At 55.0% G+C, this 26354-nt stretch carries 25 protein-coding genes; 15 read left to right on the plus strand and 10 right to left on the minus strand.

Annotated features, from left to right (window positions below; translation table 11 throughout):
* Positions 1-5: 5 nt before the first annotated feature.
* Positions 6-1049, plus strand: coding sequence for a quinolinate synthase NadA (gene nadA, locus HV318_RS20545; protein ID WP_182274167.1), 1044 nt, complete (start codon positions 6-8; stop codon positions 1047-1049).
* 22 nt (positions 1050-1071) lie between these two features.
* On the plus strand, positions 1072-1791 hold the full coding sequence (gene pnuC, locus HV318_RS20550) for a nicotinamide riboside transporter PnuC (RefSeq protein ID WP_182274168.1): 720 nt from the start codon (positions 1072-1074) through the stop codon (positions 1789-1791).
* Here pnuC and zitB read toward each other — a convergent pair.
* The gene (zitB, locus tag HV318_RS20555; protein WP_182274169.1) at positions 1788-2717 is read right to left on the minus strand and encodes a CDF family zinc transporter ZitB; all 930 of its coding nucleotides are present in this window, start codon (positions 2715-2717) and stop codon (positions 1788-1790) included. The genes pnuC and zitB overlap by 4 nt on opposite strands.
* 186 nt (positions 2718-2903) lie before the next feature.
* Between zitB and aroG the strand changes: the two genes are divergently transcribed.
* On the plus strand, positions 2904-3956 hold the full coding sequence (gene aroG / locus HV318_RS20560; protein ID WP_182274170.1) for a 3-deoxy-7-phosphoheptulonate synthase AroG: 1053 nt from the start codon (positions 2904-2906) through the stop codon (positions 3954-3956).
* A gap of 61 nt (positions 3957-4017) precedes the next feature.
* Here aroG and gpmA read toward each other — a convergent pair whose 3' ends face one another.
* From gpmA to modE, 7 genes are all read right to left on the minus strand, one after another.
* Positions 4018-4770 carry a 2,3-diphosphoglycerate-dependent phosphoglycerate mutase gene (gpmA, locus tag HV318_RS20565; protein WP_182274171.1) on the minus strand — a complete coding sequence of 251 codons (753 nt, stop codon included), beginning with the start codon at positions 4768-4770 and terminating at the stop codon, positions 4018-4020.
* 208 nt (positions 4771-4978) lie between these two features.
* Positions 4979-6019, minus strand: coding sequence for a galactose-1-epimerase (gene galM, locus HV318_RS20570; RefSeq protein ID WP_182274172.1), 1041 nt, complete (start codon positions 6017-6019; stop codon positions 4979-4981).
* Positions 6013-7161: a galactokinase gene (gene galK, locus HV318_RS20575; RefSeq protein WP_182274173.1), complete on the minus strand. Its 1149-nt coding sequence runs from the start codon at positions 7159-7161 to the stop codon at positions 6013-6015. Before galK ends, galM begins: the two co-directional genes overlap by 7 nt.
* Positions 7162-7165: 4 nt before the next feature.
* Positions 7166-8212 carry a galactose-1-phosphate uridylyltransferase gene (gene galT / locus HV318_RS20580; protein ID WP_182274174.1) on the minus strand — a complete coding sequence of 349 codons (1047 nt, stop codon included), beginning with the start codon at positions 8210-8212 and terminating at the stop codon, positions 7166-7168.
* 9 nt (positions 8213-8221) lie between these two features.
* Positions 8222-9238 (minus strand): UDP-glucose 4-epimerase GalE, encoded by a 1017-nt coding sequence (galE, locus tag HV318_RS20585; protein ID WP_182274175.1) that lies wholly within the window; start codon positions 9236-9238, stop codon positions 8222-8224.
* A 201-nt stretch (positions 9239-9439) separates the two neighbouring features.
* Positions 9440-10912, minus strand: coding sequence for a molybdate ABC transporter ATP-binding protein ModF (modF, locus tag HV318_RS20590; RefSeq protein ID WP_182274176.1), 1473 nt, complete (start codon positions 10910-10912; stop codon positions 9440-9442).
* Positions 10913-10979: 67 nt separating this feature from the next.
* Positions 10980-11768, minus strand: coding sequence for a molybdenum-dependent transcriptional regulator ModE (gene modE, locus HV318_RS20595; RefSeq protein WP_182274177.1), 789 nt, complete (start codon positions 11766-11768; stop codon positions 10980-10982).
* 128 nt (positions 11769-11896) lie between these two features.
* Between modE and HV318_RS20600 the strand changes: the two genes are divergently transcribed.
* From HV318_RS20600 to modC, 4 genes are all read left to right on the plus strand, one after another.
* Positions 11897-12046, plus strand: a complete 150-nt coding sequence (locus HV318_RS20600; protein WP_182274178.1) for an AcrZ family multidrug efflux pump-associated protein — start codon at positions 11897-11899, stop codon at positions 12044-12046.
* A gap of 176 nt (positions 12047-12222) precedes the next feature.
* Positions 12223-12996, plus strand: coding sequence for a molybdate ABC transporter substrate-binding protein (gene modA / locus HV318_RS20605; protein WP_182274179.1), 774 nt, complete (start codon positions 12223-12225; stop codon positions 12994-12996).
* Positions 12996-13685 (plus strand): molybdate ABC transporter permease subunit, encoded by a 690-nt coding sequence (gene modB / locus HV318_RS20610; protein ID WP_182274180.1) that lies wholly within the window; start codon positions 12996-12998, stop codon positions 13683-13685. Before modA ends, modB begins: the two co-directional genes overlap by 1 nt.
* Positions 13686-13687: 2 nt before the next feature.
* Entirely contained in the window at positions 13688-14746 is a 1059-nt protein-coding gene (gene modC / locus HV318_RS20615) for a molybdenum ABC transporter ATP-binding protein ModC (protein WP_182274181.1), read from the plus strand.
* Here the strand turns inward: modC and HV318_RS20620 are convergent, their stop codons facing one another.
* Positions 14747-15565 (minus strand): pyridoxal phosphatase, encoded by an 819-nt coding sequence (locus tag HV318_RS20620; RefSeq protein ID WP_182274182.1) that lies wholly within the window; start codon positions 15563-15565, stop codon positions 14747-14749.
* A gap of 140 nt (positions 15566-15705) precedes the next feature.
* Between HV318_RS20620 and pgl the strand changes: the two genes are divergently transcribed.
* Together pgl and tisB are read left to right on the plus strand one after the other, a co-directional pair.
* On the plus strand, positions 15706-16701 hold the full coding sequence (pgl, locus tag HV318_RS20625) for a 6-phosphogluconolactonase (RefSeq protein ID WP_182274183.1): 996 nt from the start codon (positions 15706-15708) through the stop codon (positions 16699-16701).
* Between the two features lie 444 nt (positions 16702-17145).
* A complete protein-coding gene (gene tisB / locus HV318_RS20630) occupies positions 17146-17235 on the plus strand; it encodes a type I toxin-antitoxin system toxin TisB (RefSeq protein WP_023332440.1) in 90 nt (29 codons plus the stop codon).
* A gap of 51 nt (positions 17236-17286) precedes the next feature.
* Here the strand turns inward: tisB and HV318_RS20635 are convergent, their stop codons facing one another.
* Positions 17287-18570, minus strand: coding sequence for a putative acyl-CoA thioester hydrolase (locus HV318_RS20635; RefSeq protein WP_182274184.1), 1284 nt, complete (start codon positions 18568-18570; stop codon positions 17287-17289).
* Positions 18571-18795: 225 nt separating this feature from the next.
* Here HV318_RS20635 and hutI point away from each other — a divergent pair, with 225 nt between their 5' ends.
* The 6 genes from hutI (at position 18796) to HV318_RS20665 (ending at position 26339) form a co-directional block, all read left to right on the plus strand.
* Positions 18796-20019 carry an imidazolonepropionase gene (hutI, locus tag HV318_RS20640; protein WP_182274185.1) on the plus strand — a complete coding sequence of 408 codons (1224 nt, stop codon included), beginning with the start codon at positions 18796-18798 and terminating at the stop codon, positions 20017-20019.
* Positions 20016-20954 carry a formimidoylglutamase gene (gene hutG, locus HV318_RS20645; RefSeq protein ID WP_182274186.1) on the plus strand — a complete coding sequence of 313 codons (939 nt, stop codon included), beginning with the start codon at positions 20016-20018 and terminating at the stop codon, positions 20952-20954. The genes hutI and hutG overlap by 4 nt, the downstream gene beginning before the upstream one ends.
* 19 nt (positions 20955-20973) lie before the next feature.
* Positions 20974-21702: a histidine utilization repressor gene (locus tag HV318_RS20650; RefSeq protein WP_182274646.1), complete on the plus strand. Its 729-nt coding sequence runs from the start codon at positions 20974-20976 to the stop codon at positions 21700-21702.
* A gap of 127 nt (positions 21703-21829) precedes the next feature.
* A complete protein-coding gene (gene hutU, locus HV318_RS20655; RefSeq protein ID WP_182274187.1) occupies positions 21830-23515 on the plus strand; it encodes a urocanate hydratase in 1686 nt (561 codons plus the stop codon).
* Positions 23515-25035 carry a histidine ammonia-lyase gene (gene hutH / locus HV318_RS20660; protein WP_182274188.1) on the plus strand — a complete coding sequence of 507 codons (1521 nt, stop codon included), beginning with the start codon at positions 23515-23517 and terminating at the stop codon, positions 25033-25035. Before hutU ends, hutH begins: the two co-directional genes overlap by 1 nt.
* A gap of 161 nt (positions 25036-25196) precedes the next feature.
* Positions 25197-26339, plus strand: coding sequence for an IS481 family transposase (locus HV318_RS20665; RefSeq protein ID WP_524537210.1), 1143 nt, complete (start codon positions 25197-25199; stop codon positions 26337-26339).
* The last annotated feature ends 15 nt before the right edge of the window (positions 26340-26354 follow it).

Genomic DNA, 26354 nt, shown 5'->3' on the forward strand with positions numbered 1-26354 from the left:
CCATAATGAGTGTGATGTTTGATCCAGAAGCTGCAATCTATCCCTTCCCGCCAAAACCTGTCCCACTAACCGTGGATGAAAAGCAGTTCTACCGTGAGAAGATCAAACGTCTTCTCAAGGAGCGAGATGCCGTGATGGTGGCACATTACTACACTGACCCGGAAATCCAGCAACTGGCGGAAGAGACCGGGGGGTGCATTTCCGACTCTCTGGAGATGGCACGCTTTGGTGCAAAACATCCCGCGTCCACGCTACTGGTGGCGGGCGTTCGTTTTATGGGCGAAACGGCAAAAATACTCAGCCCTGAAAAAACCATTCTGATGCCGACGCTTAATGCTGAATGTTCACTTGATCTCGGCTGCCCGATTGACGCGTTTACCGCCTTCTGCGATGCCCATCCTGACCGTACTGTGGTGGTCTATGCCAATACATCTGCAGCGGTAAAAGCGCGTGCAGACTGGGTGGTGACGTCCAGTATTGCCGTTGAGCTGATTGAGCATCTGGATAGCCTGGGCGAGAAAATCATCTGGGCACCAGACCGGCATCTTGGAAGCTATGTCCAGAAGCAAACCGGCGCAGACGTTCTCTGCTGGCAGGGTGCCTGTATTGTGCATGACGAATTCAAGACACAGGCGCTGACGCGCATGAAGGCGCTCTACCCGGAAGCGGCCATCCTTGTTCACCCGGAATCGCCACAATCAATTGTCGATATGGCGGATGCCGTTGGATCAACCAGCCAGTTAATCAACGCCGCGAAAACATTGCCGCATAAGCAGCTCATCGTGGCGACCGATCGCGGTATCTTCTACAAGATGCAGCAGGCCGTGCCGGAAAAAGAGCTGCTTGAAGCGCCTACGGCGGGTGAAGGGGCGACGTGCCGCAGTTGTGCTCACTGCCCGTGGATGGCGATGAATGGCCTGAAAGCGATTGCCGAAGGGTTAGAAACCGGTGGTGCAGCACATGAAATCCATGTGGATGCCGCCCTGCGTGAAGGTGCGTTAATTCCGCTTAACCGCATGCTGGATTTTGCGGCTACACTACGTACTTAATTCAACAGGCCCCGGGGAAAAGATGGATTTTTTTAGCACACAGAACATTCTGGTTCATATACCGATTGGTGCGGGTGGCTATGACCTGTCATGGATTGAGGCCGTTGGCACGCTGGCCGGGTTACTCTGTATCTGGCTGGCAAGCCTTGAGAAGATCAGCAATTACGCATTCGGGTTAATTAACGTCACGCTCTTTGCCATCATCTTCTTCCAGATCCAGCTATATGCCAGCCTGCTTTTACAGCTGTTCTTCTTCGCGGCGAATATTTACGGCTGGTACGCATGGTCCCGGCAGAACAGTCAGCAGGAGGCAGAGCTGCAGATCCGCTGGTTACCTCTGCCAAAAGCCATCGCCTGGCTTGTCGCCTGCGTTGTCGCCATTGGTTTGATGACTGTCTATATCAACCCGGTATTTGCTTTCCTGACCCGGGTCGCGGTGTCTGTCATGTCCGGTATAGGGTTGAACGTCACGATGCCGGTGCTGCAACCAGATGCCTTCCCGTTCTGGGATTCCTCCATGATGGTGTTGTCGATTGCTGCGATGATCCTGATGACCCGTAAATACGTTGAAAACTGGTTGCTGTGGGTCATCATCAACGTCATTAGCGTGGTGATCTTTGCCCTGCAGGGGGTCTATGCGATGTCACTGGAGTACTTGCTTCTGACGTTCATTGCCCTGAACGGTAGCCGCATGTGGATTAACAGCGCGCGTGAGCGGGGTTCTCACGCGCTTTCCAGCTAGTGGTGGTGATGTGAATGGCCGGGCTGTGCTTCGTTCAGATGACAGTCTGGTCCGTTACAGGGCTGGTACTCCATCTGGATAGTGGCGTGGCCAATCTCATAGTGATGTTCCAGAAAGTGATGGATGCGTTCAAGCAGCGCATCATGGTCATGAGGTGGGATGACCTGAACGTGCAAGGTCATGACAGGTTTCTCACCCACCAGCCAGACGTGAACGTGGTGGACGTTTCTCACTTCATGGATTGAACGGCGCAGATTGCGTTTTAGCTCGATAATATTCACTGAAGTGGGTGCGCCCTCCAGTAACTCATTGACGCTCTCCTTCAGTAACCGCCAGGCACTGCGCAGAACCAGGCAGGATACCAGTACCGAAAGAATAGGGTCGACGGGTGTCCAGCCGGTATAGAGGATCACCAGCGCAGCGACTATTGCCCCGACAGAGCCGAGTAAATCACCCAGCACATGCAGCGCCGCCGCCCTGACGTTCAGGTTTTTTTCACCGCTGCCACGGTGCAAAATCCAGAATGCCAGAATATTGGCAAGCAGCCCTGCTACGGCAATGACCATCATTGTCATCCCGGCAATTGGCTGTGGGTGCCTGAAACGCTGGAAGGCCTCCCAGACAATAAAAATAGTGATCACAACCAGTGCAATCGCGTTAACAAAGGCAGCAAGGGTTGTAAGCCGGAGCCAGCCAAACGTATGGCGGGCATTGGGCGGGCGACGGGCGAACTTAACGGCCAGCAGAGCGAAGAACAGGGCTGCGGCATCGGTGAGCATGTGCCCGGCGTCAGCCAGCAAGGCCAATGAGCCAGAGATAATCCCACCGATCACTTCGACAACCATAAAGACCGCGGTTACCCCGAAGGCGAGCATCAGGCGTTTAGCATTTTCATCCCCGGAGGCGTGCGAGTGAGAATGCGCCATATCTATTTTCCTCGTTTCTTTTTAGGCTAAGTGTAGAATTTTTAATGTGTTACACAAACCTCTTTTTCGCTATGTTACGCGTAATGGCCGGAGAGGGTGTAAAAGGCGGTTTACACTTCCAGGCTGACGAGATAGATTGAAGGGATTGCTTTCATTACTCAAAATATGGCAGAGCCCGGACAGAAGATGAATTACCAGAACGACGATTTACGCATTAAAGAGATCAATGAGTTATTGCCTCCAGTCGCACTCCTTGAAAAATTCCCCGCCACGGAAAATGCTGCAAACACGGTGTCTCACGCCCGTAAAGCGATCCACAAGATCCTGCGCGGCAATGACGATCGTCTGTTAGTGGTGATTGGCCCGTGCTCTATTCACGATCCTGCCGCGGCAAAAGAGTACGCAGCCAGATTGATCTCGCTGCGTGAAGAGCTAAAAGGCGAGCTGGAAATTGTGATGCGCGTTTATTTTGAAAAACCGCGTACCACGGTGGGCTGGAAAGGGCTGATTAACGATCCGCACATGGATAACAGCTTCCAGATTAACGACGGTCTGCGCATTGCACGCAAACTGCTACTGGAAATCAACGACAGCGGTCTGCCCGCGGCCGGAGAGTTTCTGGATATGATTACGCCACAATACCTGGCCGACCTGATGAGCTGGGGCGCAATCGGTGCGCGTACCACGGAATCTCAGGTTCACCGCGAGCTGGCGTCTGGCCTCTCTTGCCCGGTTGGTTTTAAAAACGGTACCGACGGCACCATCAAGGTAGCCATTGACGCCATCAATGCTGCCGGGGCACCGCACTGCTTCCTGTCCGTGACCAAATGGGGCCACTCTGCCATCGTGAACACCAGCGGTAACGGCGACTGTCATATTATTCTGCGCGGTGGTAAAGAGCCGAACTACAGTGCAAAACATGTGGCTGAAGTGAAAGTCGGGCTGGAAAAAGCAGGTCTGTCACCGCAGGTGATGATCGACTTCAGCCATGCCAACTCCAGCAAGCAGTTTAAAAAGCAGATGGAAGTGGGTGAAGATGTTTGCCAGCAGATCGCCGGGGGTGAAAAAGCGGTGATTGGGGTGATGATTGAAAGCCATCTGGTTGAAGGTAACCAGAATCTGGAAGGCAGCGAGCCGTTGGTTTACGGTAAGAGCGTCACCGATGCATGCATCGGCTGGGAAGATACCGACACCATCCTGCGCCAGCTGGCGAACGCGGTAAAAGCACGTCGCGGCTGATTCTGACAGCGCAAATAAAAAAGCGTGGATTTCTCCACGCTTTTTTTATGTCTGGCGAAAATTACTTCGCTTTACCCTGGTTCGCTACTGCCGCCGCTTTAGCAGCGATTTCATCAGCGTTACCCAGGTAGTAGTGTTTGATTGGTTTGAAGTTTTCATCGAACTCATATACCAGCGGTACGCCAGTTGGGATGTTCAGTTCGAGGATCTCGTCTTCACCCATGTTGTCCAGGTATTTCACCAGTGCACGCAGGGAGTTACCGTGCGCGGCGATGATCACGCGCTCACCGCTTTTCAGACGTGGCAGAATGGTTTCGTTCCAGTAAGGCACAACGCGGTCGATGGTCAGCGCCAGGCTTTCAGTTGTTGGCAGCTCAGCGTCGGTCAGTTTCGCGTAACGCGGGTCGTGGCCCGGGAAGCGTTCGTCGTCTTTGGTCAGTTCTGGTGGGGTGATCGCGAAGCCGCGACGCCACTGTTTAACCTGCTCGTCACCGTATTTCTCAGCGGTTTCTGCTTTGTTCAGACCCTGCAGCGCACCGTAGTGACGTTCGTTCAGTTTCCAGGATTTCTCAACCGGCAACCAGGCCTGATCCAGCTCGTCCAGTACGTTCCACAGCGTGTGGATGGCACGTTTCAGCACAGAGGTGTAAGCAAAATCAAAGCTGAAGCCTTCTTCCTTCAGCAGTTTACCTGCTGCTTTCGCTTCGCTTACGCCTTTCTCGGACAGATCAACGTCATACCAACCGGTGAAGCGGTTTTCGTTGTTCCACTGGCTTTCGCCGTGGCGCACCAGAACCAGCTTAGTTACAGCCATATCTTACTCCTCATAAGCTTTATTGAATGATAACAATTCTCATTATATTGCCGTGACAGTGCCAGCGGCAACGCTTAACCCTAACCATAGCGAAAATAGTCTCTGAGTGTAAGATGCTTGTGAATCCAGGGTTATTATTTTGTCTGCAATCGATGCTATTTTCAGCAAGATGGACATAAAAAAAGCCCTCCGAAGGGAGGGCTGGAGATTAGTGAGGAATAAAATGGTATTCCGTCACGCTAACGTACTCTTGACCCGGACGCAGTATGCAGTCCGGTTGCGACCATTCAGGATGGTTCGGGCTGTCAGGCAGGAACTCGCTTTCCAGCGCCAGACCTTGCCAGTCGCTGTATTCATCATGTTCCCGTGCCGCTGTGCCGCCAAGATAATTACCCGAATAGAACTGCAGGGCAGGGGCGGTGGTGTAGACCGTCATTTGCAGCTTCTCATCCGCAGACCAGACCTGGGCCGCAGGCTGATTCACATCGCCTTTTGCCTGCAGCAGGAAAGCGTGGTCGTAGCCTTTCACCTTGCGCTGATCGTCATCGCTCAAAAAATCCTGCGCGATGGTTTTCGCATTGCGGAAATCAAAGCTGTTACCGTTTACTGATTTCAGCCCCTGGTGTGGGATCCCCATTTCATCCACCGGCAGGTACTCATCCGCCAGTATCTGCAGCCTGTGGTTACGGACATCGCACAGATTACCGTCCAGGTTGAAGTAAGCGTGGTTGGTCAGGTTGACCGGGCACGGTTTATCGATTGTCGCACGGTACTCAATGGCAATGCGGTTATCGTCAGTCAGCGTAAAACGTGCAAAAACGGAGAGATCCCCCGGGAAACCCTGATCGCCATCGGGAGAATCCAGCGAGAACAACACCTCACCGTCATTTTGCTGAACAATCTGCCAGCGACGCTTATCAAACCCTTCCGGGCCACCGTGCAGCTGATTTTCTCCCTGGCTAGGGAGAAGCGGGTAGCGCACACCGTCGAGTTCAAAACAGCTTTTCGCGATACGGTTAGCATAGCGTCCCACGGACGCGCCAAGAAAGGCGGCCTGGTTGACGTACTGTTCTGGCGACGCACAGCCGAGCAGGGTTTCGCGCACGCTGCCGTCAGGCATCGGTACGCGAGCAGAAAGCAGGGTTGCACCCCAGTCCATCAGCGTCACCACCATCCCTGCGCTGTTGCGCAGAGTTAACAGGCGATATGGCAGTCCATCAGGTGCAAGAGTTGGCGTTTCGTTTAGCACTGTCCCGCTCCTTGTGATGCTTTGCAGACATAGAAGGTTTCTTTAATGCCAGTTTTGGCCTCGTACTGTTTCGCGACGGCGTCCTGCACGGTCGGGACGAGTTCTTCCGGCACCAGTGCAACGATGCAGCCACCAAAACCGCCGCCGGTCATACGCACGCCGCCTTTGTCGCCGATGGTGGCTTTGACGATTTCAACCAGGGTGTCAATTTGCGGAACGGTGATCTCGAAATCATCGCGCATAGAGGCATGAGATTCCGCCATCAGCTCACCCATGCGCTTCAGGTCGCCTTTTGCCAGCGCGGAAGCCGCTTCAACGGTACGGGCGTTCTCCGTTAGCACGTGGCGAACACGTTTAGCCACAACCGGATCCAGCTCGTGCGCCACTTTGTTGAATTCATTGAGTGAAACGTCACGCAGGGCCGGTTGCTGGAAGAAGCGCGCGCCGGTTTCGCACTGCTCGCGACGGGTGTTGTACTCGCTGCCTACCAGCGTGCGTTTGAAGTTACTGTTGATAATAACGACGGCTGCGCCTTTTGGCAGCGGAACGGCTTTGGTTCCCAGCGAGCGGCAATCAATCAGCAGGGCATGCTCTTTTTTACCCAGCGCGGAGATCAGCTGATCCATAATGCCGCAGTTGCAGCCCACAAACTGGTTTTCTGCTTCCTGACCGTTCAGCGCGATTTGCACCCCATCCAGTGGCAGGTGGTACAACTGCTGGAATACGGTACCAACCGCCACTTCCAGCGAAGCCGACGAGCTTAAGCCTGCTCCCTGCGGAACATTGCCGCTGATGACTAAATCTGCGCCACCGAAATTCTTGTTACGCTTTTGCAGATGCTTCACGACACCGCGCACGTAGTTAGACCACTGCTGGCTATCGTGCATCACAACCGGGGCATCGAGTGAAAATTCGTCCATTTCATTGCCATAATCGGCGGCAATCACGCGGACTTTGCGGTCGTCGCGCTTTGCGCAGCTGATGACCGTCTGGTAATCAATGGCACAAGGCAGAACGAAACCGTCGTTATAGTCGGTATGTTCCCCGATCAGGTTTACGCGGCCAGGAGCCTGGATAACGTGGGTGGCAGGGTAGCCGAATTTTTCAGCAAACAGGGATTGTGTTTTATCTTTCAGACTCATTTTTTTAGACTCCTGATTCGCGATAGTGGACGTCGCTAACGGAACGCAGGCGCTCTGCTGCCTGTTCTGCCGTCAGATCACGCTGGGTTTCAGCCAGCATCTCATAACCCACCATGAATTTACGCACCGTTGCAGAGCGCAACAGTGGTGGATAGAAATGGGCATGCAGCTGCCAGTGCTGATTCTCTTCGCCATTGAACGGTGCGCCGTGCCAGCCCATAGAGTACGGGAAGGAGCACTGGAACAGATTGTCGTAACGGCTGGTCAGTTTTTTCAGCGCCAGCGCCAGATCGTCACGCTGTTCGTCGCTGAGATCGGTAATGCGCTGAACGTGTGCTTTCGGCAGCAGCAGCGTTTCAAACGGCCATGCCGCCCAGTACGGTACCACCGCCAGCCAGTGTTCAGTCTCGACAATAGTACGGCTGCCATCGGCCAGCTCACGCCGGGCGTAATCCACCAGCATTGGCGAACCGTTTTGTGCGAAATAGTCTTTTTGCAGTCGGTCTTCACGCTCAGCTTCGTTTGGCAGGAAACTGTTAGCCCAGATCTGACCGTGTGGGTGTGGGTTAGAGCAGCCCATCGCTGCGCCTTTATTTTCAAATACCTGTACCCACGGATAGGTTTGACCCAGCTCAGCCGTTTGTGTTTGCCAGGTACTGACGACCTCTTTCAGGGCGTCAACGCTTAGCTCCGGCAGCGTTTTGCTGTGATCGGGAGAGAAGCAGATAACACGGCTGGTACCGCGTGCGCTTTCACAGCGCATCAGCGGGTCATCGCTTTCCGGCGCGTCCGGCGTATCAGTTATCAGGGCCGCAAAATCGTTGGTGAAAACGTAAGTGCCTTTGTAGTCCGGGTTTTTATCTCCCGTAACGCGCGTATTGCCCGGACACAGGAAGCAGTCCGGGTCATGCTGTGGAAGGGTCTGTTTCGCAGGCGTCTCTTGCGCCCCCTGCCAGGGGCGCTTGGCGCGATGTGGAGAGACCAAAATCCATTGCCCGCTTAATGGGTTAAAACGACGATGCGGGTGATCAACGGGATTGAATGGAGTCATGACGGATCCTTAGTCCGGATACCCTTGCGGATGGCGTGACTGCCAGTGCCAGGTATCCTGTGCCATTTCATCAAGCGTGCGGGTAACACGCCAGTTAAGCTCTTTATCGGCTTTGGTTGCATCGGCCCAGTAAGCTGGAAGATCGCCATCACGACGCGGTGCGAAGTGATAGCTAACCGGCTTACCGCAGGCTTTGCTGAAGGCATTCACCACATCCAGCACGCTGCTGCCGATACCGGCTCCGAGGTTGTAAATATGCACGCCCGGTTTGTTCGCCAGCTGCTGCATGGCTGCAACGTGGCCATCGGCCAGATCCATGACGTGGATATAATCACGCACGCCGGTACCATCTTCGGTGGGGTAATCATTACCAAAAATAGCCAGTGAGTCGCGACGACCGACTGCGACCTGCGCGATATACGGCATCAGGTTGTTTGGAATGCCCTGTGGATCTTCCCCCATGTCACCCGATGGATGCGCGCCGACCGGGTTGAAATAGCGCAGCAAGGCGATGCTCCACTCCGGCTGTGCTTTTTGCAGATCGGTCAGGATTTGTTCCACCATCAGCTTACTTTTGCCATACGGGCTTTGCGGTGTGCCGGTCGGGAAGCTTTCAACGTAAGGAATTTTGGGCTGATCGCCGTAGACGGTTGCGGATGAGCTGAAGATAAAGTTTTTGACATTCGCCGCACGCATGGCGGAGAGTAAGCGCAGGGTACCGTTGACGTTGTTGTCATAATACTCAAGCGGTTTCGCTACCGATTCACCGACCGCTTTCAGGCCCGCGAAGTGGATCACGGTCTCAATCGCATGGTCGTGAAGGATTTCGGTCATCAACGCTTCATTACGGATGTCACCTTCCACGAAAGTAGGTTGCTTGCCGCCAAGACGTTCAATCACGGGCAGCACGGTGCGCTTACTATTGCACAGGTTGTCGAGGATGATGACATCATGACCGTTTTTCAGCAGCTCCACGCAGGTATGACTACCTATGTAACCGCTACCACCTGTTACCAGAACTCGCATATTTCGCTCCATTGGGCTTATGGTATGTAATAACCATAGCATAACAGAGACGTCAAAAGTGTGACATGGGATATATTAGTGGAATCGTTTACACTGTTTTTCAAAGCCATTTTTTAGCGCATATGTCGCATTCTAGATCAAAGAGATAGAGATGTATTGCTGCAGGTTATCTGAAAAGAGGAGGGCGGAGCCCTCCACGGATTAATCGATTTTGCTCAGAAGGTAGTGATAGCGTTCACCGTCCGGGACAAATTCGAGGCGATGAGTGATGCAGGCAGGAGCGTCTTCAGCATGGTGTGAAACAAACAGTAGCTGCGTTTCGCCTTCACCAATGAGAACGTCCACAAAGCGACGGATCAGCTGGCGGTTAAGCGGATCCAGCCCCTGCAGCGGCTCGTCCAGAATCAACAGGGTCGGGTGTTTCACCAGCGCGCGAACAATCAGTGCCAGGCGTTGCTGGCCCCACGACAGGCTATGAAACGGTGCATCAGCGACCCGGTTGTCCATCCCCAGAATATCCAGCCATTGCTGCGCCAGCTTGTGCTGTTTATCCGATACCGCCTGATAAATGCCGATGGAATCAAAATACCCTGACAGGATGACGTTACGCACGGTGGTGCTGACGCGGTAATCCAGATGCAGACTGCTGCTGACATAACCAATGTGCATTTTGATATCCCAGATGGTTTCACCGCTTCCGCGTCGGCGGCCAAACAGCGTCAGATCGTTACTGTAACCCTGCGGGTGATCGCCGGTGATAAGACTCAGCAGCGTCGATTTTCCTGCTCCGTTAGGGCCGGTGATTTGCCAGTGTTCACCTGGGTTAACCGTCCAGCTCAGCTGGTTAAGGATGGGGCGATCGTTATAAGAGACCACGCCATTACGCAGCATAATGCGCGGCTGGTGGGGGTCTAAACCGTGTCGGGCCGAAGGGGCATCGGGTTCCGGGAGGGTAATACCGTCCAGCTTTTCGCTGTGCGCCAGCTGGGCAATTAACGCTTGCTGAAGCAGTGCCGTTTTTTCACCGGTTTCGGTCAGACTGCAGTCGGCCAGCACGCCTGCGTTCTGGATAAAATCAGGGATTTCATCAAAGCGGTTAAGCACCAGCACAAGGGTGTAACCTTGCTGGTTGAGTGAACCTAACAGCGTTGCCAGCTGGGCGCGGGAGCGCACATCCAGCCCGTCGAATGGCTCATCAAGGATCAGAAGTTCAGGCTCGCTCATTAGTGCCTGACACAGCAGCGTTTTTCGCGTCTCGCCAGTAGAAAGGTATTTGAAGCGCCGTTCCAGAAGCGCAGTAATCCCAAATTGCTCCGCCAGATGCTGGCAACGGGCGCTATCTTTCACGTCGTCCTGAATAATTTCTGCCGTAGTGCGGCCTGTATCCTCTTCACCCGGACTGAGTAAATCGGTGTTATTCCGCTGCCACTCATCGCTCACCAGTTTTTGCAGTTGCTCAAATGAGAGACGCGTTAGCCGGGTAAAATTACACTGACGCTCACCTTTAAGCTGGGTCAGCTCTCCGGCTAACGCGCGGGCCAGCGCCGATTTTCCGCTACCGTTGGTTCCCACAAACGCCCAGCTTTCACCCGCACGTAATGTCAGATCCGGAAGCGTCAGCGTTCGGGTATCGCTAAGACGAAACGTGCCTTGCGAAATATGCAATGATGACATGATTTATCCCATTTTTTGCAGCAACAGACGTCAGGGATACTCACTGTCGGCATGCTTGTCAATGCGCTTAGCACAATGTGGCGATAATCACCCGGTCGGCGTTGAAATATGCGGTCACCACAGCACCTTCTTCTAATTCGCTCGCCTCGCTTACCGGAACCGTCGCGCAAAGCGTTTGCCCGTCTGGCAGGGTCATCAGTACCTCACACTGCTCCTCGCCGCGTTCAATATGACTGATTGCGCCGTGCAGCTGGTTGTCCGCGTGCTTTGCGCGCTCGGGGTTGCGGGTGATATTGACCCACGGTGCCTTGAGCAAAACCAGCACCTCTTTGCCTTCATCCAGCCCGAGGCGCTGTCCGCTCTGTGCCGTCACCGCGGCCTTCAGGCGAGTGGTGCCATCGGCAAGTAATATCTCAATGTGCTGCTGCACCTGGGAATTATCGCGTGCCGTTACCGTACCAAACCACTGGTTGCGGGCGCTGGTCTGTAACGAGAAGCGGGAAATGGCCGCCAACAGGCTATCCAGCGGGAGGTTATCGTTGTCACTGAGTACATCAAAGGCTTTTTGCTGGATCTGCCCCAGCAGATCGTAAAGCTGAATCAGGCGCTGGCCGTAACGGGTCACTACCGCGCCGCCGCCACCTTTGCCGCCCGTTGCCCTGTCAACCAGCGTTTGTTCGCTCAGGGTGTTCATGTCGTTGATCGCATCCCAGGCGCTTTTATAGCTGATGCCTGCGTTCTTAGCACCCTGGCTAATTGAGCCGGTTTGTTCTATCTGTTTAAGCAGGGCAATACGTCGTGGGTCGGCGAAAAGCTTCTGCTGAAGTCGTAGGGTGAGGAGGATTTCGGCCTGCATAACAATGTCCTGGCAAAAAAACGTATTGTGACCCAAATGACGTAGTGCGCAAAGTACACCGCACAAAAGGGGATGTTTTTCTCACTTTTCAGGGTAGAATAAGCCATTCACAATATCTGGAGAAAACCATGTTAGAGTTGTTGAAAAGTCTGGTATTCGCCGTGATCATGGTACCAGTAGTGATGGCTATCATCCTCGGTGCCATCTACGGCCTGGGTGAAGTGTTCAACGTCTTTTCGAACATTGGTCACAGAGACCAGCCTAAAAAGCAGCATTAATTCCCCACAAAACGCCCGGCTTGCCCGGGCGTTTTGCTCTCAAGTTTTTCTTCCTTTCGCCGATATTTATTTCTGTAGCGCATATGTTTACTCATTAATCGGTACGATTTAACGCTAGGATATCCCTGTCGTTATCGTTATATTTATAAATATATAACGACACACAGGAGCTACAAATGGCACGTACATGGGTACGCCTTTTCGCAGGGGCAACGCTGACGTTCACTCTCGCCGGACACGCGCTGGCTGATGAAAATAAAATTACGGTCTTTGCGGCGGCGTCGCTGACCAATGCGATGCAGGATATTGCAGCTGAGTACAAGAAAGAGAAGAACGTAGAGGTTGTCTCCTCTTTTGCTTCGTCTTCTACACTGGCTCGCCAGATTGAAGCGGGCGCACCTGCCGATCTGTTTATTTCGGCAGACCAGAAGTGGATGGATTACGCCGCTGAGAAAAAATCCATTGATACGGCAACCCGTGAAACGCTGCTGGGTAATAGCCTTGTTGTGGTGGCACCAAAATCCAGTACGCAGGGCGACATCACCATCAACAAAGACACTCCCTGGATCCGCCTGCTGAACGGTGGGCGTCTGGCGGTAGGCGATCCGGAACACGTTCCGGCGGGAATTTACGCCAAAGAGGCGCTGCAAAAACTGGGGGCATGGCAGACACTGTCCCCGAAACTGGCTCCGGCTGAAGACGTGCGCGGCGCGCTGGCACTGGTAGAACGTAACGAAGCCCCGCTGGGGATTGTGTACGGTTCTGATGCCATTGCCAGCAAAGGTGTGAAGGTGGTGGGGACGTTCCCGGAAGACTCCCACAAGAAAGTGGAATACCCTGTTGCGATTGTTGATGGACATAAAAATGCGACGGTGACGGCCTTCTGTGACTATCTGAAGGGGCCGCAGGCGTCTGCAATCTTTAAACGTTATGGATTCACGACTCACTAATGATATTGACCGATCCTGAATGGCAGGCTGTGCTGCTGAGCCTTAAAGTTTCTTCCCTGGCGGTAGCGCTGAGTTTGCCCTTTGGGATCTTCTTTGCCTGGTTACTGGTTCGTTGTAAATTTCCAGGCAAAGCCCTGCTTGATAGTGTTCTTCATCTTCCCCTTGTCTTGCCGCCCGTCGTGGTCGGTTATCTGCTGTTAATTTCGATGGGCCGACGTGGGTTTATCGGTGAATGGTTATATGACTGGTTTGGACTGACGCTTGCCTTCAGCTGGCGTGGTGCGGTTCTGGCGGCTGCGGTGATGTCATTCCCGCTGATGGTCAGGGCGATTCGCCTGGCGCTGGAAGGTGTTGATCTTAAGCTCGAACAGGCGGCCCGTACGCTGGGTGCCGGGCGCTGGCGCGTCTTTTTCACCATTACGCTCCCGCTCACGCTGCCGGGTATTATTGTTGGTACGGTGCTGGGGTTTGCCCGTTCGCTCGGGGAGTTTGGTGCCACCATTACTTTTGTGTCGAACATTCCCGGTGAAACGCGCACCATTCCGTCGGCCATGTATACCCTGATCCAGACGCCGGGCGGTGAAGGTGCAGCGGCGCGGCTGTGCGTGATTTCGATTGTGCTGGCGCTGGGCTCTCTGCTGGTGTCTGAATGGCTGGCGCGCATCAGCCGTGAGCGAATGGGGAAATAGCCATGCTGGAACTGAATTTCACCCAGACGCTGGGAAGCCACTGCCTGACGCTTAACGAAACGCTGCCCGCGAGCGGTATTACGGCAATTTTCGGCGTCTCCGGAGCGGGGAAAACCTCGCTGATTAATGCTATTAGCGGCCTGACGCGACCGCAGTCAGGCCGCATTGTATTGAATGACCGCGTCTTAAATGACGTGGAAAACAAAATTTACCTGTCGCCGGATAAACGCCGCATTGGCTACGTTTTCCAGGATGCCCGCTTATTCCCGCACTACAGCGTTCGCGGCAATCTGCGCTACGGCATGGCGAAAAGCATGGCTGCACAGTTTGATAAGCTGGTGGCGCTTCTGGGGATTGAAGCGTTGCTTGAGCGGCTGCCTTCCTCCCTTTCTGGCGGTGAGAAACAGCGCGTGGCGATAGGGCGCGCACTGCTGACTGCGCCGGAGCTGCTGCTACTTGACGAGCCGCTGGCGTCGCTGGATCTGCCGCGTAAGCGTGAGCTGTTGCCGTATCTGCAACGTCTGGCGCGTGAAATCAATATCCCGATGCTCTACGTCAGCCATTCACTGGACGAAATTCTGCATCTGGCAGACAAAGTGCTGGTGCTGGAAGACGGCAGCGTGAAGGCGTTCGGCAATCTGGAAGAGGTGTGGGGCAGTAGCGTGATGCACCCGTGGCTGCCGAAGGAGCAGCAGAGCAGCATCCTGAAGGTGAGCGTTCTGGAACATCACCCGCACTACGCCATGACGGCACTGGCGCTGGGCGATCAGCATCTGTGGGTCAATAAGATTGATAAACCGTTGCAGTCCGCGCTGCGGATCCGCATTCAGGCGTCGGATGTTTCCCTTGTGCTGCAACCACCGCTGCAAACCAGTATCCGTAACATTCTGCGCGCAAAAGTTGCGCAGTGTTTTGATGATAATGGTCAGGTTGAAGTACAGCTGGAGGTGGGCAGCAAGACGCTCTGGGCGCGCATTAGCCCGTGGGCCAGAGATGAGTTAGGGATCAAACCTGGCCTGTGGCTCTATGCGCAAATCAAAAGCGTTTCCATTACCACCTGATTACAGCAGGTGGCTATAGATATACTGCGCGATGCTGTCGGTTGTGTTATCGCCAATTACCACGTTGGCGCGGGCTTTCACCGCGTCATCTGCGTTACCCATCGCCACACCCGTCCCGGCGGCTTCCAGCATGCTGATGTCGTTGTAGTTGTCACCAAAGGCCACGACATCCTGCATCGACCAGCCCTGTGATTCCACGAACTGCGTCAGACGTTTACCTTTGCTGTTACCTTTACGGGCAATATCTACCTGATCGTGCCAGGACCATTCGCATTCCAGACCCAGTGTCTGTTCAACGTGTTTCGTGAAAGCATTCAGTTTGCTGGTGTCTTCATCCGTCAGGGCGAATTTCCAGATAGCATCAACATCCTGGGCCGCCTGGCGCAGGGAGGACACCTGAGTAAAGACAGGGCGTTGCACTTCCGGCAGCGACAACGCCCAGTTGTTGGTGCGGGTCACGTGGCCGGTAGGGCGCTCATACACCATCGCGTTATCCACATACATCAGGCCGTGAATGGCATGTTCATCCAGCAAATCAATCAGCTGCAGAGCCTGAGGTACGGGCAGTGGATCGGACTCTAAAACCTTTTTTGCTTTATAATCATACAAGTAGGTGCCATTGCAGCAAATTGCAGGTGTATCTAATGCCAGTGCCTGATAAAAAGGGTGAATGGCAACGTGATGTCGACCCGTTACGATAAGGAGTTGATATCCCACTTCCTGCGCACGTTTGAGCGCTTCAAGGGAAGAGGGAAGAAGGGTTTTTTGCGGCGTAAGTAAGGTACCGTCTAAATCCAGAGCAATCACACGCGAGGTCATTTATTTTTCCGGGTTAATATTGAATTTATGTTCTGATGGGATGGTACACCGAGAGGCGGATGCTTCAAAACTCCCGACGACAATTCAGCATTCACCGTCAAAAGTTAACTACTTTCATGCGCAGTGAGGAGTGAGTATTCATGAAACAAACCGTTTATACCGCCAGTCCTGAAAGCCAGCAGATCCACGTCTGGCGTTTAAATGCCGGGGGGACACTCACGCTGGTTCAGGTCGTTGATGTACCAGGACAGGTTCAGCCGATGGTCATCAGCCCGGATAAACGTTTCTTGTACGTGGGCGTGCGCCCTGAGTTTCGCGTGTTGGCCTACCGTATCTCCCCGGATGATGGTGCGCTGACTTACACCGCAGAAGCCCCCTTGCCGGGAAGCCCGACCCATATCTCCACCGATCGCAAAGGCCACTTCGTCTTCAGCGGCTCTTACAACGCCGGTTGCGTGAGCGTGACGCGTCTGGAAGACGGTATTCCGGTAGAAATGGTTGACGTGGTTGAAGGGCTGGAAGGCTGCCACTCGGCGAATATCTCTCCGGACAACCGCACTCTGTGGGTACCTGCGCTGAAGCAGGATCGTATCTGCCTGTTTACCCTGAGCGATGATGGCAATCTGGTGGCGCAAAGTCCTGCTGAAGTGACCACCGTAGAGGGCGCAGGCCCGCGCCACATGGTCTTCCATCCAAACCAGCAGTATGCCTACGTGGTCAATGAGCTGAACAGCTCTGTGGACGTGTGGGAGCTGAAAGATCCTAACGGTCAGGTTGAGTGCGTGCAGACGCTGGATATGATGCCGTCTGACTTCTCTGACACCCGCTGGGCGGCAGATATTCACATCATGCCGGATGGCCGTCATCTGTATGCCTGCGACCGTACCTCCAGCCTGATTACCGTGTTCAGCGTTTCCGAAGACGGTAGCGTGCTGGCGATTGAAGGATTCCAGCCAACGGAAACCCAGCCGCGCGGCTTTAATATTGATCACAGTGGCAAATACCTGATTGCGGCGGGACAGAAATCCCACCACATTGCGCTGTATGAGATCAAAGGTGAGCAGGGCTTGCTGGAAGAGAAAGGGCGTTATGCCGTAGGCCAGGGGCCAATGTGGGTGGTTGTTAACGCGCACTAAGCGGCTAAAAGCAAAAAACCTCGCGAATGCGAGGTTTTTTTATGCCCGGTGGTTGCCGGGTGAGCACATCAAAACGTAACCAACATGGTCATCATAATATTGGCTTAAGGCGATGTAAATTCATCGTCAATAAAGAAAAGAGATCACGGAATGAACACATAATATTATTTATAAAATAATCAGTTGGTTAGTGGCGTTTTCTTTATAGATTCCTAAACTGGTTTTATCTGTTTTTATGTACAGTAGTGATTTGATATCATTCTGTCCGTTGGTTTGATGTGTTGCAGTTCCGAAATTCAGGATCCTTTTTAAGTCCTGGCTGTCGGGTGGTGCCGACAGTGCCTAAACTGCGGAGCACATCAAAACATAACCAACACACCTTCTGGTGACAGGCAGCGGAAAGGTAAGCCAGAGGAGAAGTGCTCTATACCAAAGGAGTGGCGTATGAGCGGTGTGGAATGGGCAATTCTGTTCCTGCAACTCATGGTTGCTATCATGCAACTACTGGATGCGTATCTGAAGTTTGGGGCCTGACGCATTCAGTCGCAGTAAAAGGGGGATTGAAATCCCCCTTTTACTCACATCTTACTGCTTCGGCTCAGCAACCACTTTGCTACCCAGCCCGCGGTTGTTGTATTCCCACATGCGGTTGAAGTTAGCGTCGTTCAGATTGCGCTGCACGTTTCCTTTATCGTCCACAGCACCGGTATTGCCAGAGAACGGACGTTTAGAGATGGCCGCATCTGCCCACGGTTTTGCCATGTTGAAACCTTCGTTGATCACGCTGTCGCGGATCACAACCTGACCGTTGGTGGCGGAGTCCACATCCAGAGAACGGCCCAGCTGCGCCACATTGTCACCGGATGCGGTGAAGCGACTGTTCACTGCCAGGAAACCGTAGAAGAGGTTAGACGGTGTCGCCGGAGCAAACACATAACCTTCCTGTTGAGTACGTGAGTTCACCACGCGGAAGTCGGTGTTATCAAACACCACCGCACCGCGACCAGACACCAGGTCCACGTCGCCTTCAACGTAGCTGTTGGTCACCAGAGTACGTGTCAGACGGTTATTCTGCAGGGTGTTCTGCACGCCACTGTTGGTCACGAAGAAGGTGTTCTGGCGGCCCAGAATGTTCACGTTGTTAATCTGCACCTGGTCGCCATCGCTACGCAGTGCCACGGCCTGATGGTTGCCCGCGTCAACGCTGTCACCCAGGGTGTTCTGAATGGTCAGGTTTTGCAGCTGCAGGCCGTTGTTCTGTGACCAGAATACGGCAGAGCACATCACGCCAATGGTGGCGGAGCGCTTGCTCTGACAGTTATCAAACATATACCACGCGGGTTTACCTGGCATGTATTTCCCTGCCGGGTTCACCAGACGACGCCAGGTGGTGCTATCGGTTTCAGAATCAATCGCCAGACCAATTTTCACGTCGAGCGCTTTTTCGCCCAGGCCGTAAAGAGTAATACTGCCTGGTGCGGCCGGAACGTAAACGGTGCCTTCATAGTCACCTGGCAGGATCGCGATGTACTGACGTGATGCACTGTGTTTGGTGATGGCAGCGTCAACCGCAGCCTGAACAGAGGTATGCGTTACGCCCTGCGCACCTGCCGGGCCAACAACGAAGTCAGGCTGCTTCGGCAGGTTAACAGAAGACGGTGTCCACGGTGCAGCGTTCGGATCCATCGCTGAGAAGTAGTGTGCGCGGTTGAAGTTTTTCGCTTCATCAGCGGACAGGATCGGACGGGAAGCGGTACCCGGCGCAACCTGCTCAGAAGGCCGCTGATCCGGTGGAGTTGAGCTGCATGCGGATAATGTCACGCCAAAGGCGAGTGCTAACGCCAGACGGGAAATCCTGGAAATGTTCAAGGTAGAGCTCCTGGGTATGCAAGTCTTTACGGGATAGACGAAATAGCCTGCTTTTTTATACTAAGTTGAGCGAAACGGGAAGATCAAAAGGGTAAAAGTTGCATTTTTCACCCTCAGGAGGCAGGGAAGTCATCACAAATAAATAACATTTTCCACAAAGTCGGTTGACAGCAGACAGCAGATGAAAATAAATGTCTATACAACCCATGACAAGTGAAACGCCCCATGCAGCAGCTTCATCCCAACGATGTGATATGGCGAAATGCGCGACTGGCAACAATGGTTCCCGGTGAGTCTGCGCCGTATGGCCTGAAAGAACAACACGCCCTGGTGGTTCGCGGTCAGACACTTCTGGCCGTCGTGCCTGAGTCAGACATCCCTTCCGGGCATCATAACAGCGTCGATCTCCAGGGGCGTCTGGTGACGCCGGGTCTTATCGACTGTCATACCCATCTTGTGTTTGGCGGCGATCGCGCGGCGGAATGGGAGCAACGCCTGAACGGTATTTCATACCAGACCATCAGCGCGCAGGGCGGTGGAATTAACGCTACCGTGACGGCGACCCGTAACAGCACGCCAGAAACCTTGTTGCGCCTGGCGCAGCAGCGTCTTCAGCGTTTGATGGCTGAAGGCGTCACGACCCTTGAAATTAAATCGGGATACGGGCTGAACGCCGAAGCCGAAGAGAAGATGCTGCAGGTGGCGAATCAGCTTGCGCAGGATAATCCGGTCGACATCAGCCCAACGCTGCTTGCCGCTCATGCCGTGCCCGCAGAATACCGACAGAACCCCGACGCTTATCTGGCGCTGGTCTGCGAAGAGATCATGCCCTCCCTGTGGCAAAAAGGCCTGTTCGAAGCGGTGGATGTCTTTTGCGAAAATGTGGGCTTCACGCTGGCGCAAACCGAGCGGCTCTTCCAGGCCGCTGTCGCGCTGGGTATTCCGGTGAAAGGGCACGTGGAGCAGTTGTCGAATCAGGGCGGTGCCGCGCTGGTCAGTCGCTATAAAGGGCTTTCCGCCGATCATATTGAATATCTCGACGAGACAGGCATTCAGGCGATGGCACACAACGGCACGGTTGCGGTGCTGTTACCTGGCGCATTCTATTTTCTTCAGGAGCGTCAGCGCCCACCTGTTGAACAGCTCAGAAAACAGGGCATACCGATGGCCGTTGCCACCGACTACAACCCTGGCACCAGCCCGTTTGCGAGCATTCATCTGGCGATGAATATGGCCTGTGTTCAGTTTGGTCTGACACCAGAAGAAGCCTGGGCAGGCGTGACGCGACATGCGGCGCAGGCACTGGGACGTGGCGCGACGCACGGGCAATTACAGGCCGGATACGTGGCTGACTTTATCGTCTGGGATGCGCACCACCCGGTGGAAATGGTCTACGAGCCGGGACGCAATCCGCTGTATCAACGTATTTTCCGTGGGGAGGGAGTATGACGCTCTGGCGGCCCGTTTCACAGACAGTCTGGCAGGGGCGCGATGACAGCGCCGAAGCCAGCAATGCAAAACGCATTTTCCAGACAATACACCAGCCGGAACAGTTGACTCCCATATCATCAGGTATTGCCCTGATAGGTTTTGAATGTGATGAAGGGGTAAAGCGTAATCATGGCAGACCCGGTGCGGTGCAGGCTCCCGATGTACTGCGCAGGGCGCTGGCAAATATGGCCAGCCATCAGGGACATGAACGGCTGGCAGATATGGGCTCCATTTCCGTTGAGGGCGATGCGCTGGAGGCCGCTCAGCGGGCGTTAAGTGATGCAGTGACGTCATGCCAGCGCGCCGGAATGCGCACGCTGGTTTTGGGCGGTGGGCACGAAACCGCCTGGGCGCATGGGCGCGGGGTGCTGGATGCATTCCCGGACGACCGCGTGGTGGTGATCAACCTTGATGCGCATCTTGATCTGCGCAAGGCCGAATGCGCGACCTCCGGTACACCGTTTCGCCAGCTGGCTCACTACTGCGCCGAACAGTCGCGGGTGTTTCAGTATGCCTGCTTTGGCGTAAGCCGCGCGGCGAATACTCAGGCGCTGTGGGATGAGGCGGAACGACTGAACGTGACGCTGGTGGAAGATCTCCATTTCCGTCGCGATGCGTTACCTTCACTGGAAAAGGTGCTGGCGCAGGCCGATCGCGTTTACCTTACCATTGACCTGGATGTCCTGCCCGCAGGTGAGATGCCTGCCGTCTCTGCACCCGCGGCGTTAGGGATACCCGCGCTGGAGCTTTTGCCAGTTATTGAACGTATTTGTCGTAGTGGAAAATTACAGGCGGCGGATCTGGTAGAGTTCAACCCGCACTACGATCGGGACGGACAAGGGGCACGGCTTGCTGCCCGTCTGGCCTGGCAAATTGCTCACTGGTGGGCATAACAACACTGAAGGAGTCATGATGTTTTCTCGCTCACCTCAATCCAGCCCTCCTGCGCCTTTTTATGAAAAGGTAAAGCAGGCGATAAGCGAAAAAATTGCTGCTGGCGTCTGGCGTCCTCACGATCGCATTCCGTCGGAGGCTGAGCTGGTGGCGCAGTTTGGTTTTAGCCGGATGACCATCAACCGGGCGCTACGCGAACTGACGGATGAAGGTCTTCTGGTGCGCCTGCAGGGGGTCGGAACGTTTGTGGCTGAACCCAAAGGACAGTCAGCGCTGTTTGAAATCCGCAGCATTGCCGATGAGATTGCTGCGCGTAACCATCAGCACCATTGCGAAGTGCTGGTGCTCGAAGAGACGCAGGCCAGCGCCGAGCAGGCCGTGGAGCTGAACGTCAAGGAGGGAACCCGCATCTTTCATTCCGTGATGGTGCATTTTGAGAACGATATTCCGGTGCAGATTGAAGACCGCTGCGTAAATGCTGAGCGGGTGCCGGATTACCTTGTTCAGGATTATACCCACACTACGCCGCATGCGTATCTTTCGCTCGTTGCACCGCTGACGGAAGGGGAGCACATCGTGGAAGCGGTGCGCGCCACACCGCAGGAGTGCGAGCTGTTGCGGATTAAGGAGCATGATCCGTGCCTGCTGATCCGCCGTCGAACCTGGTCATCATCACAGATTGTGTCGCATGCAAAGCTGCTTTTCCCCGGGGATCGTTACCGGCTGCAGGGCCACTTTATGTCATAAGTTTTAAAAGCGTGATAGCTAACGCAATATAACAAAATTGTATTTTTTTTGTTAAATTCGACCTTGTGTGTGCTTGTCTATACAAGTATATCTATTTGTATCTTCTGTCCCGAATGAGGAACACACAATGTCGTCAGGTAAATACCGCCAGCAGGATATCCGCGCCCCGCGAGGTACCACACTTACCGCAAAAAGCTGGCTCACCGAAGCACCGCTGCGCATGTTGATGAACAACCTTGATCCTGAGGTGGCGGAAAATCCTCACGAGCTGGTGGTCTACGGCGGCATTGGCCGCGCCGCTCGCAACTGGGAATGCTATGACGCAATTGTTGAATCCCTGACCAACCTTGAACACGACGAAACCTTGCTGGTGCAGTCCGGTAAACCAGTTGGCGTGTTTAAAACGCATAAGAACGCGCCACGCGTGCTGATCGCCAACTCGAACCTGGTACCGCACTGGGCAACCTGGGAACACTTCAACGAGCTGGATGCCAAAGGTCTGGCGATGTATGGCCAGATGACGGCGGGTAGCTGGATTTATATCGGCAGCCAGGGGATTGTGCAGGGCACCTACGAAACCTTCGTCGAAGCCGGTCGTCAGCACTATAACGGCTCGCTGAAAGGTCGCTGGGTACTCACCGCAGGCCTGGGCGGGATGGGCGGCGCACAACCGCTGGCCGCGACCCTTGCCGGAGCTTGCTCGCTGAACATTGAGTGCCAGCAGAGCCGCATTGATTTCCGCCTGCGTACCCGCTACGTCGATGAACAGGCTGAAAACCTGGACGATGCGCTGGCACGTATTCAAAAATACACCGCCGAAGGCAAAGCTGTGTCGATTGCGCTGTGCGGCAACGCGGCGGACATTCTCCCTGAACTGGTGGCCCGTGGAGTGCGTCCGGATCTCGTCACCGACCAGACCAGCGCCCATGACCCACTGCACGGTTATCTGCCGCAAGGCTGGACGTGGGAAGCCTATCAGCAAAAAGCCGAAACTGACCCGGAAGGCACGGTGCTTGCCGCTAAACGTTCAATGGCCGGGCACGTCAGCGCCATGCTGGCCTTCAGCCAGATGGGCATTCCGACCTTTGATTACGGCAACAACATCCGCCAGATGGCGAAAGAGATGGGCGTCAGTAATGCGTTTGATTTCCCAGGATTCGTTCCTGCCTATATTCGTCCGCTGTTCTGCCGGGGCATTGGTCCGTTCCGCTGGGTTGCCCTGTCCGGCGACCCGGAGGACATCTACAAAACCGATGCCAAAGTGAAGGAGATTGTCGCCGACGACGAACACCTGCACCACTGGCTGGATATGGCTCGTGAGCGCATCAATTTCCAGGGCTTACCGGCGCGTATCTGCTGGGTAGGGCTGGAGTGGCGGCAAAAACTCGGTCTGGCCTTTAACGAAATGGTGCGCAGCGGTGAAGTGTCCGCGCCGATTGTCATTGGCCGTGACCATCTGGACTCCGGCTCCGTTGCCAGCCCGAACCGTGAAACTGAAGCCATGCGTGATGGCTCCGATGCGGTGTCCGACTGGCCGTTACTGAATGCCTTACTGAATACCGCCAGCGGTGCAACCTGGGTGTCATTACACCACGGTGGCGGCGTGGGGATGGGCTTCTCCCAGCATTCGGGGATGGTCATCGTGTGCGACGGCACGGATGAAGCTGCAGCGCGCATCGCCCGCGTGTTGCATAACGACCCGGCAACGGGCGTGATGCGTCACGCCGATGCGGGTTACGAGATTGCGATTGAATGTGCCAAAGAGCAGGGGCTAAACCTGCCGATGATCCCTGCCACACAAGGAAAGCATTAATGAACGCATTAACACTCACCCCAGGTTCACTGACGTTAAAACAGCTGCGTAACGTCTGGCGTCAACCAGTCACGCTCTCGCTTGATGAAAGTGCCCATCGCGCTATTAATGACAGCGTCGCCTGCGTTGAAGCTATCGTTGCCGAAGGGCGCACCGCCTACGGTATCAACACCGGGTTTGGCCTGCTGGCGCAGACCCGTATCGCCACGCACGATCTGGAAAATTTACAACGTTCGCTGGTGCTGTCGCACGCCGCGGGCGTCGGTCAGCCGCTGGATGATGAGATTGTCCGTCTGATGATGGTGCTCAAAATCAACAGTCTGGCGCGCGGCTTCTCCGGTATTCGTCTGAGCGTGATCCAGTCGCTGATGACGCTGGTGAATGCGGAAGTGTATCCGTGGATCCCGGCGAAAGGGTCTGTCGGCGCGTCCGGCGACCTGGCTCCGCTGGCGCACATGTCATTGTTGTTGCTGGGTGAGGGCAAAGCGCGCTGGCAGGGGGAGTGGCTTCCTGCGAAAGAGGCGCTGAAAAAAGCCGGGTTAACGCCAATTACGCTGGCGGCGAAAGAGGGGCTGGCGCTGCTCAACGGGACTCAGGCGTCGACGGCATTTGCGCTGCGCGGTCTGTTTGAAGCGGAAGATCTGTTTGCTTCGGCGGTGGTGTGTGGTGCGCTGACCACGGAGGCCGTGCTTGGCTCTCGTCGCCCGTTCGATGCCCGCATTCACGAAGTGCGCGGTCAGCGGGGGCAGATTGACGCCGCCGCGATGTACCGCCATGTGCTCACCGAGACCAGTGGCATTGCAGATTCACACCACAACTGTGACAAGGTGCAGGATCCATACTCGCTGCGCTGTCAGCCACAGGTGATGGGGGCGTGTCTGACGCAACTGCGCCAGGCGGCAGAGGTGCTGCTGGTGGAAGCCAACGCGGTGTCCGATAACCCGCTGGTGTTCGCGCAGGAAAACGAGGTGGTTTCCGGCGGTAACTTCCACGCGGAGCCTGTGGCGATGGCGGCGGATAATATCGCGCTGGCGATTGCCGAAGTGGGAGCCTTATCAGAGCGTCGTATCGCGCTGATGATGGATAAACATATGTCCCAGTTGCCACCGTTCCTGGTACGTAACGGCGGGGTCAACTCGGGCTTTATGATTGCTCAGGTGACGGCTGCGGCGCTGGCGAGCGAGAACAAAGCGTTGTCGCATCCGCACAGCGTGGACAGCCTGCCAACGTCAGCGAACCAGGAAGACCATGTCTCTATGGCTCCGGCTGCCGGGCGTCGTCTGTGGGAAATGGCATCCAATACCCGTGGCGTGCTGGCCGTCGAGTGGCTGGCAGCCTGTCAGGGGATGGATTTGCGTGAGGGGCTAAAATCCAGTCCGCTGCTGGAGCAGGCGCGTCATGTGCTGCGCGAGCAGGTTTCACATTACGATGACGATCGCTTCTTTGCCCCGGATATTGATAAGGCGATGCAGCTTCTGGATGAAGGACGGCTGGTGGGGTTGTTGCCTTCCGTGCTGTGATGTTTTTGCCCTCACCCTAACCCTCTCCCACAGGGGGAGGGAATGGTTAGGTTTTCGCCCTCTCCCTGTGGGTGTACAGTCCGGGGACATAGTGAACACTTGTTCGGGGACATGGTAGACACTTACAACTAAGGCATAAGAACCCGTTTATGGAGTCACTTATGCCCTGGGATGCGAGAGATACCATGTCATTACGTACCGGGTTTGTTTTGTTTGCCTCGCAGGACGGGGCGAACATCCGTTCCCTGTGCCGTCACTACGGCATTTCGCCTGCCACTGGCTATAAGTGGCTTCAGCGCTGGGCTCAGGAAGGCGCATCCGGCCTTCTGGACCGGCCCCGTATACCTCATCATTCCCCGAACCGCTCATCTGATGACATCACTGCTCTGCTGCGCATGGCACATGACCGTCATGAACGCTGGGGCGCACGCAAGATTAAGCGCTGGCTGGAAGACCTGGGGCACTGCATGCCCGCTTTCAGCACCGTCCATAACCTGATGGCCCGCCACGGTCTGCTGCCGGGCGTTTCACCGGGCATTCCGGCCTCAGGGCGGTTCGAACATGATGCGCCCAATCGCCTCTGGCAGATGGATTTTAAGGGACACTTTCCCTTTGGTGGTGGCCGCTGTCATCCGCTCACCCTGCTGGATGACCACTCCCGCTTTTCCCTGTGCCTGGCACACTGCACCGATGAACGGCGTGAGACCGTACAGCAGCAGCTGGTCAGCGTGTTTGAACGCTACGGTCTGCCGGACAGGATGACGATGGATAACGGAGCGCCGTGGGGCGACACCACCGGCATCTGGACGGCACTGGAGCTGTGGCTGATGCGCCTGGGTATCCGGGTGGGGCACTCCCGGCCATATCATCCGCAGACACAGGGCAAGCTGGAGCGTTTTCACCGCAGCCTGAAGGCGGAAGTGTTGCAGGGGAAGTGGTTCGCGGACAGCGGTGAACTGCAGCGTGCATTTGAACACTGGCGCACCGTCTATAACCTTGAACGACCGCACGAGGCGCTGGGTATGAACGTTCCGGCCTCCCGGTATCAGCCGTCCGCACGACAGTACAACGGCAACACAATCCCACCGGAATACGATGAGGGGGTGATGGTCAGGAAAGTCGATATCAGCGGGAAGCTGAGCGTGAAAGGAGTCAGTCTGAGCGCAGGCAAGGCGTTCAGGGGGGAACGGGTAGGGCTGAGGGAAACACAGGAAGACGGCTGTTATGACGTGTGGTGGTACAGCACGAAAGTGGGGGTGATCGACCTGAAGAAAAAGTCGATCACCATAGGTAAAGGATGTTAAAAAGTGTTCACCATG

Source organism: Enterobacter sp. RHBSTW-00901, from assembly GCF_014103115.1.
GTDB classification, from domain to species: Bacteria; Pseudomonadota; Gammaproteobacteria; order Enterobacterales; family Enterobacteriaceae; genus Enterobacter; species Enterobacter cloacae_P.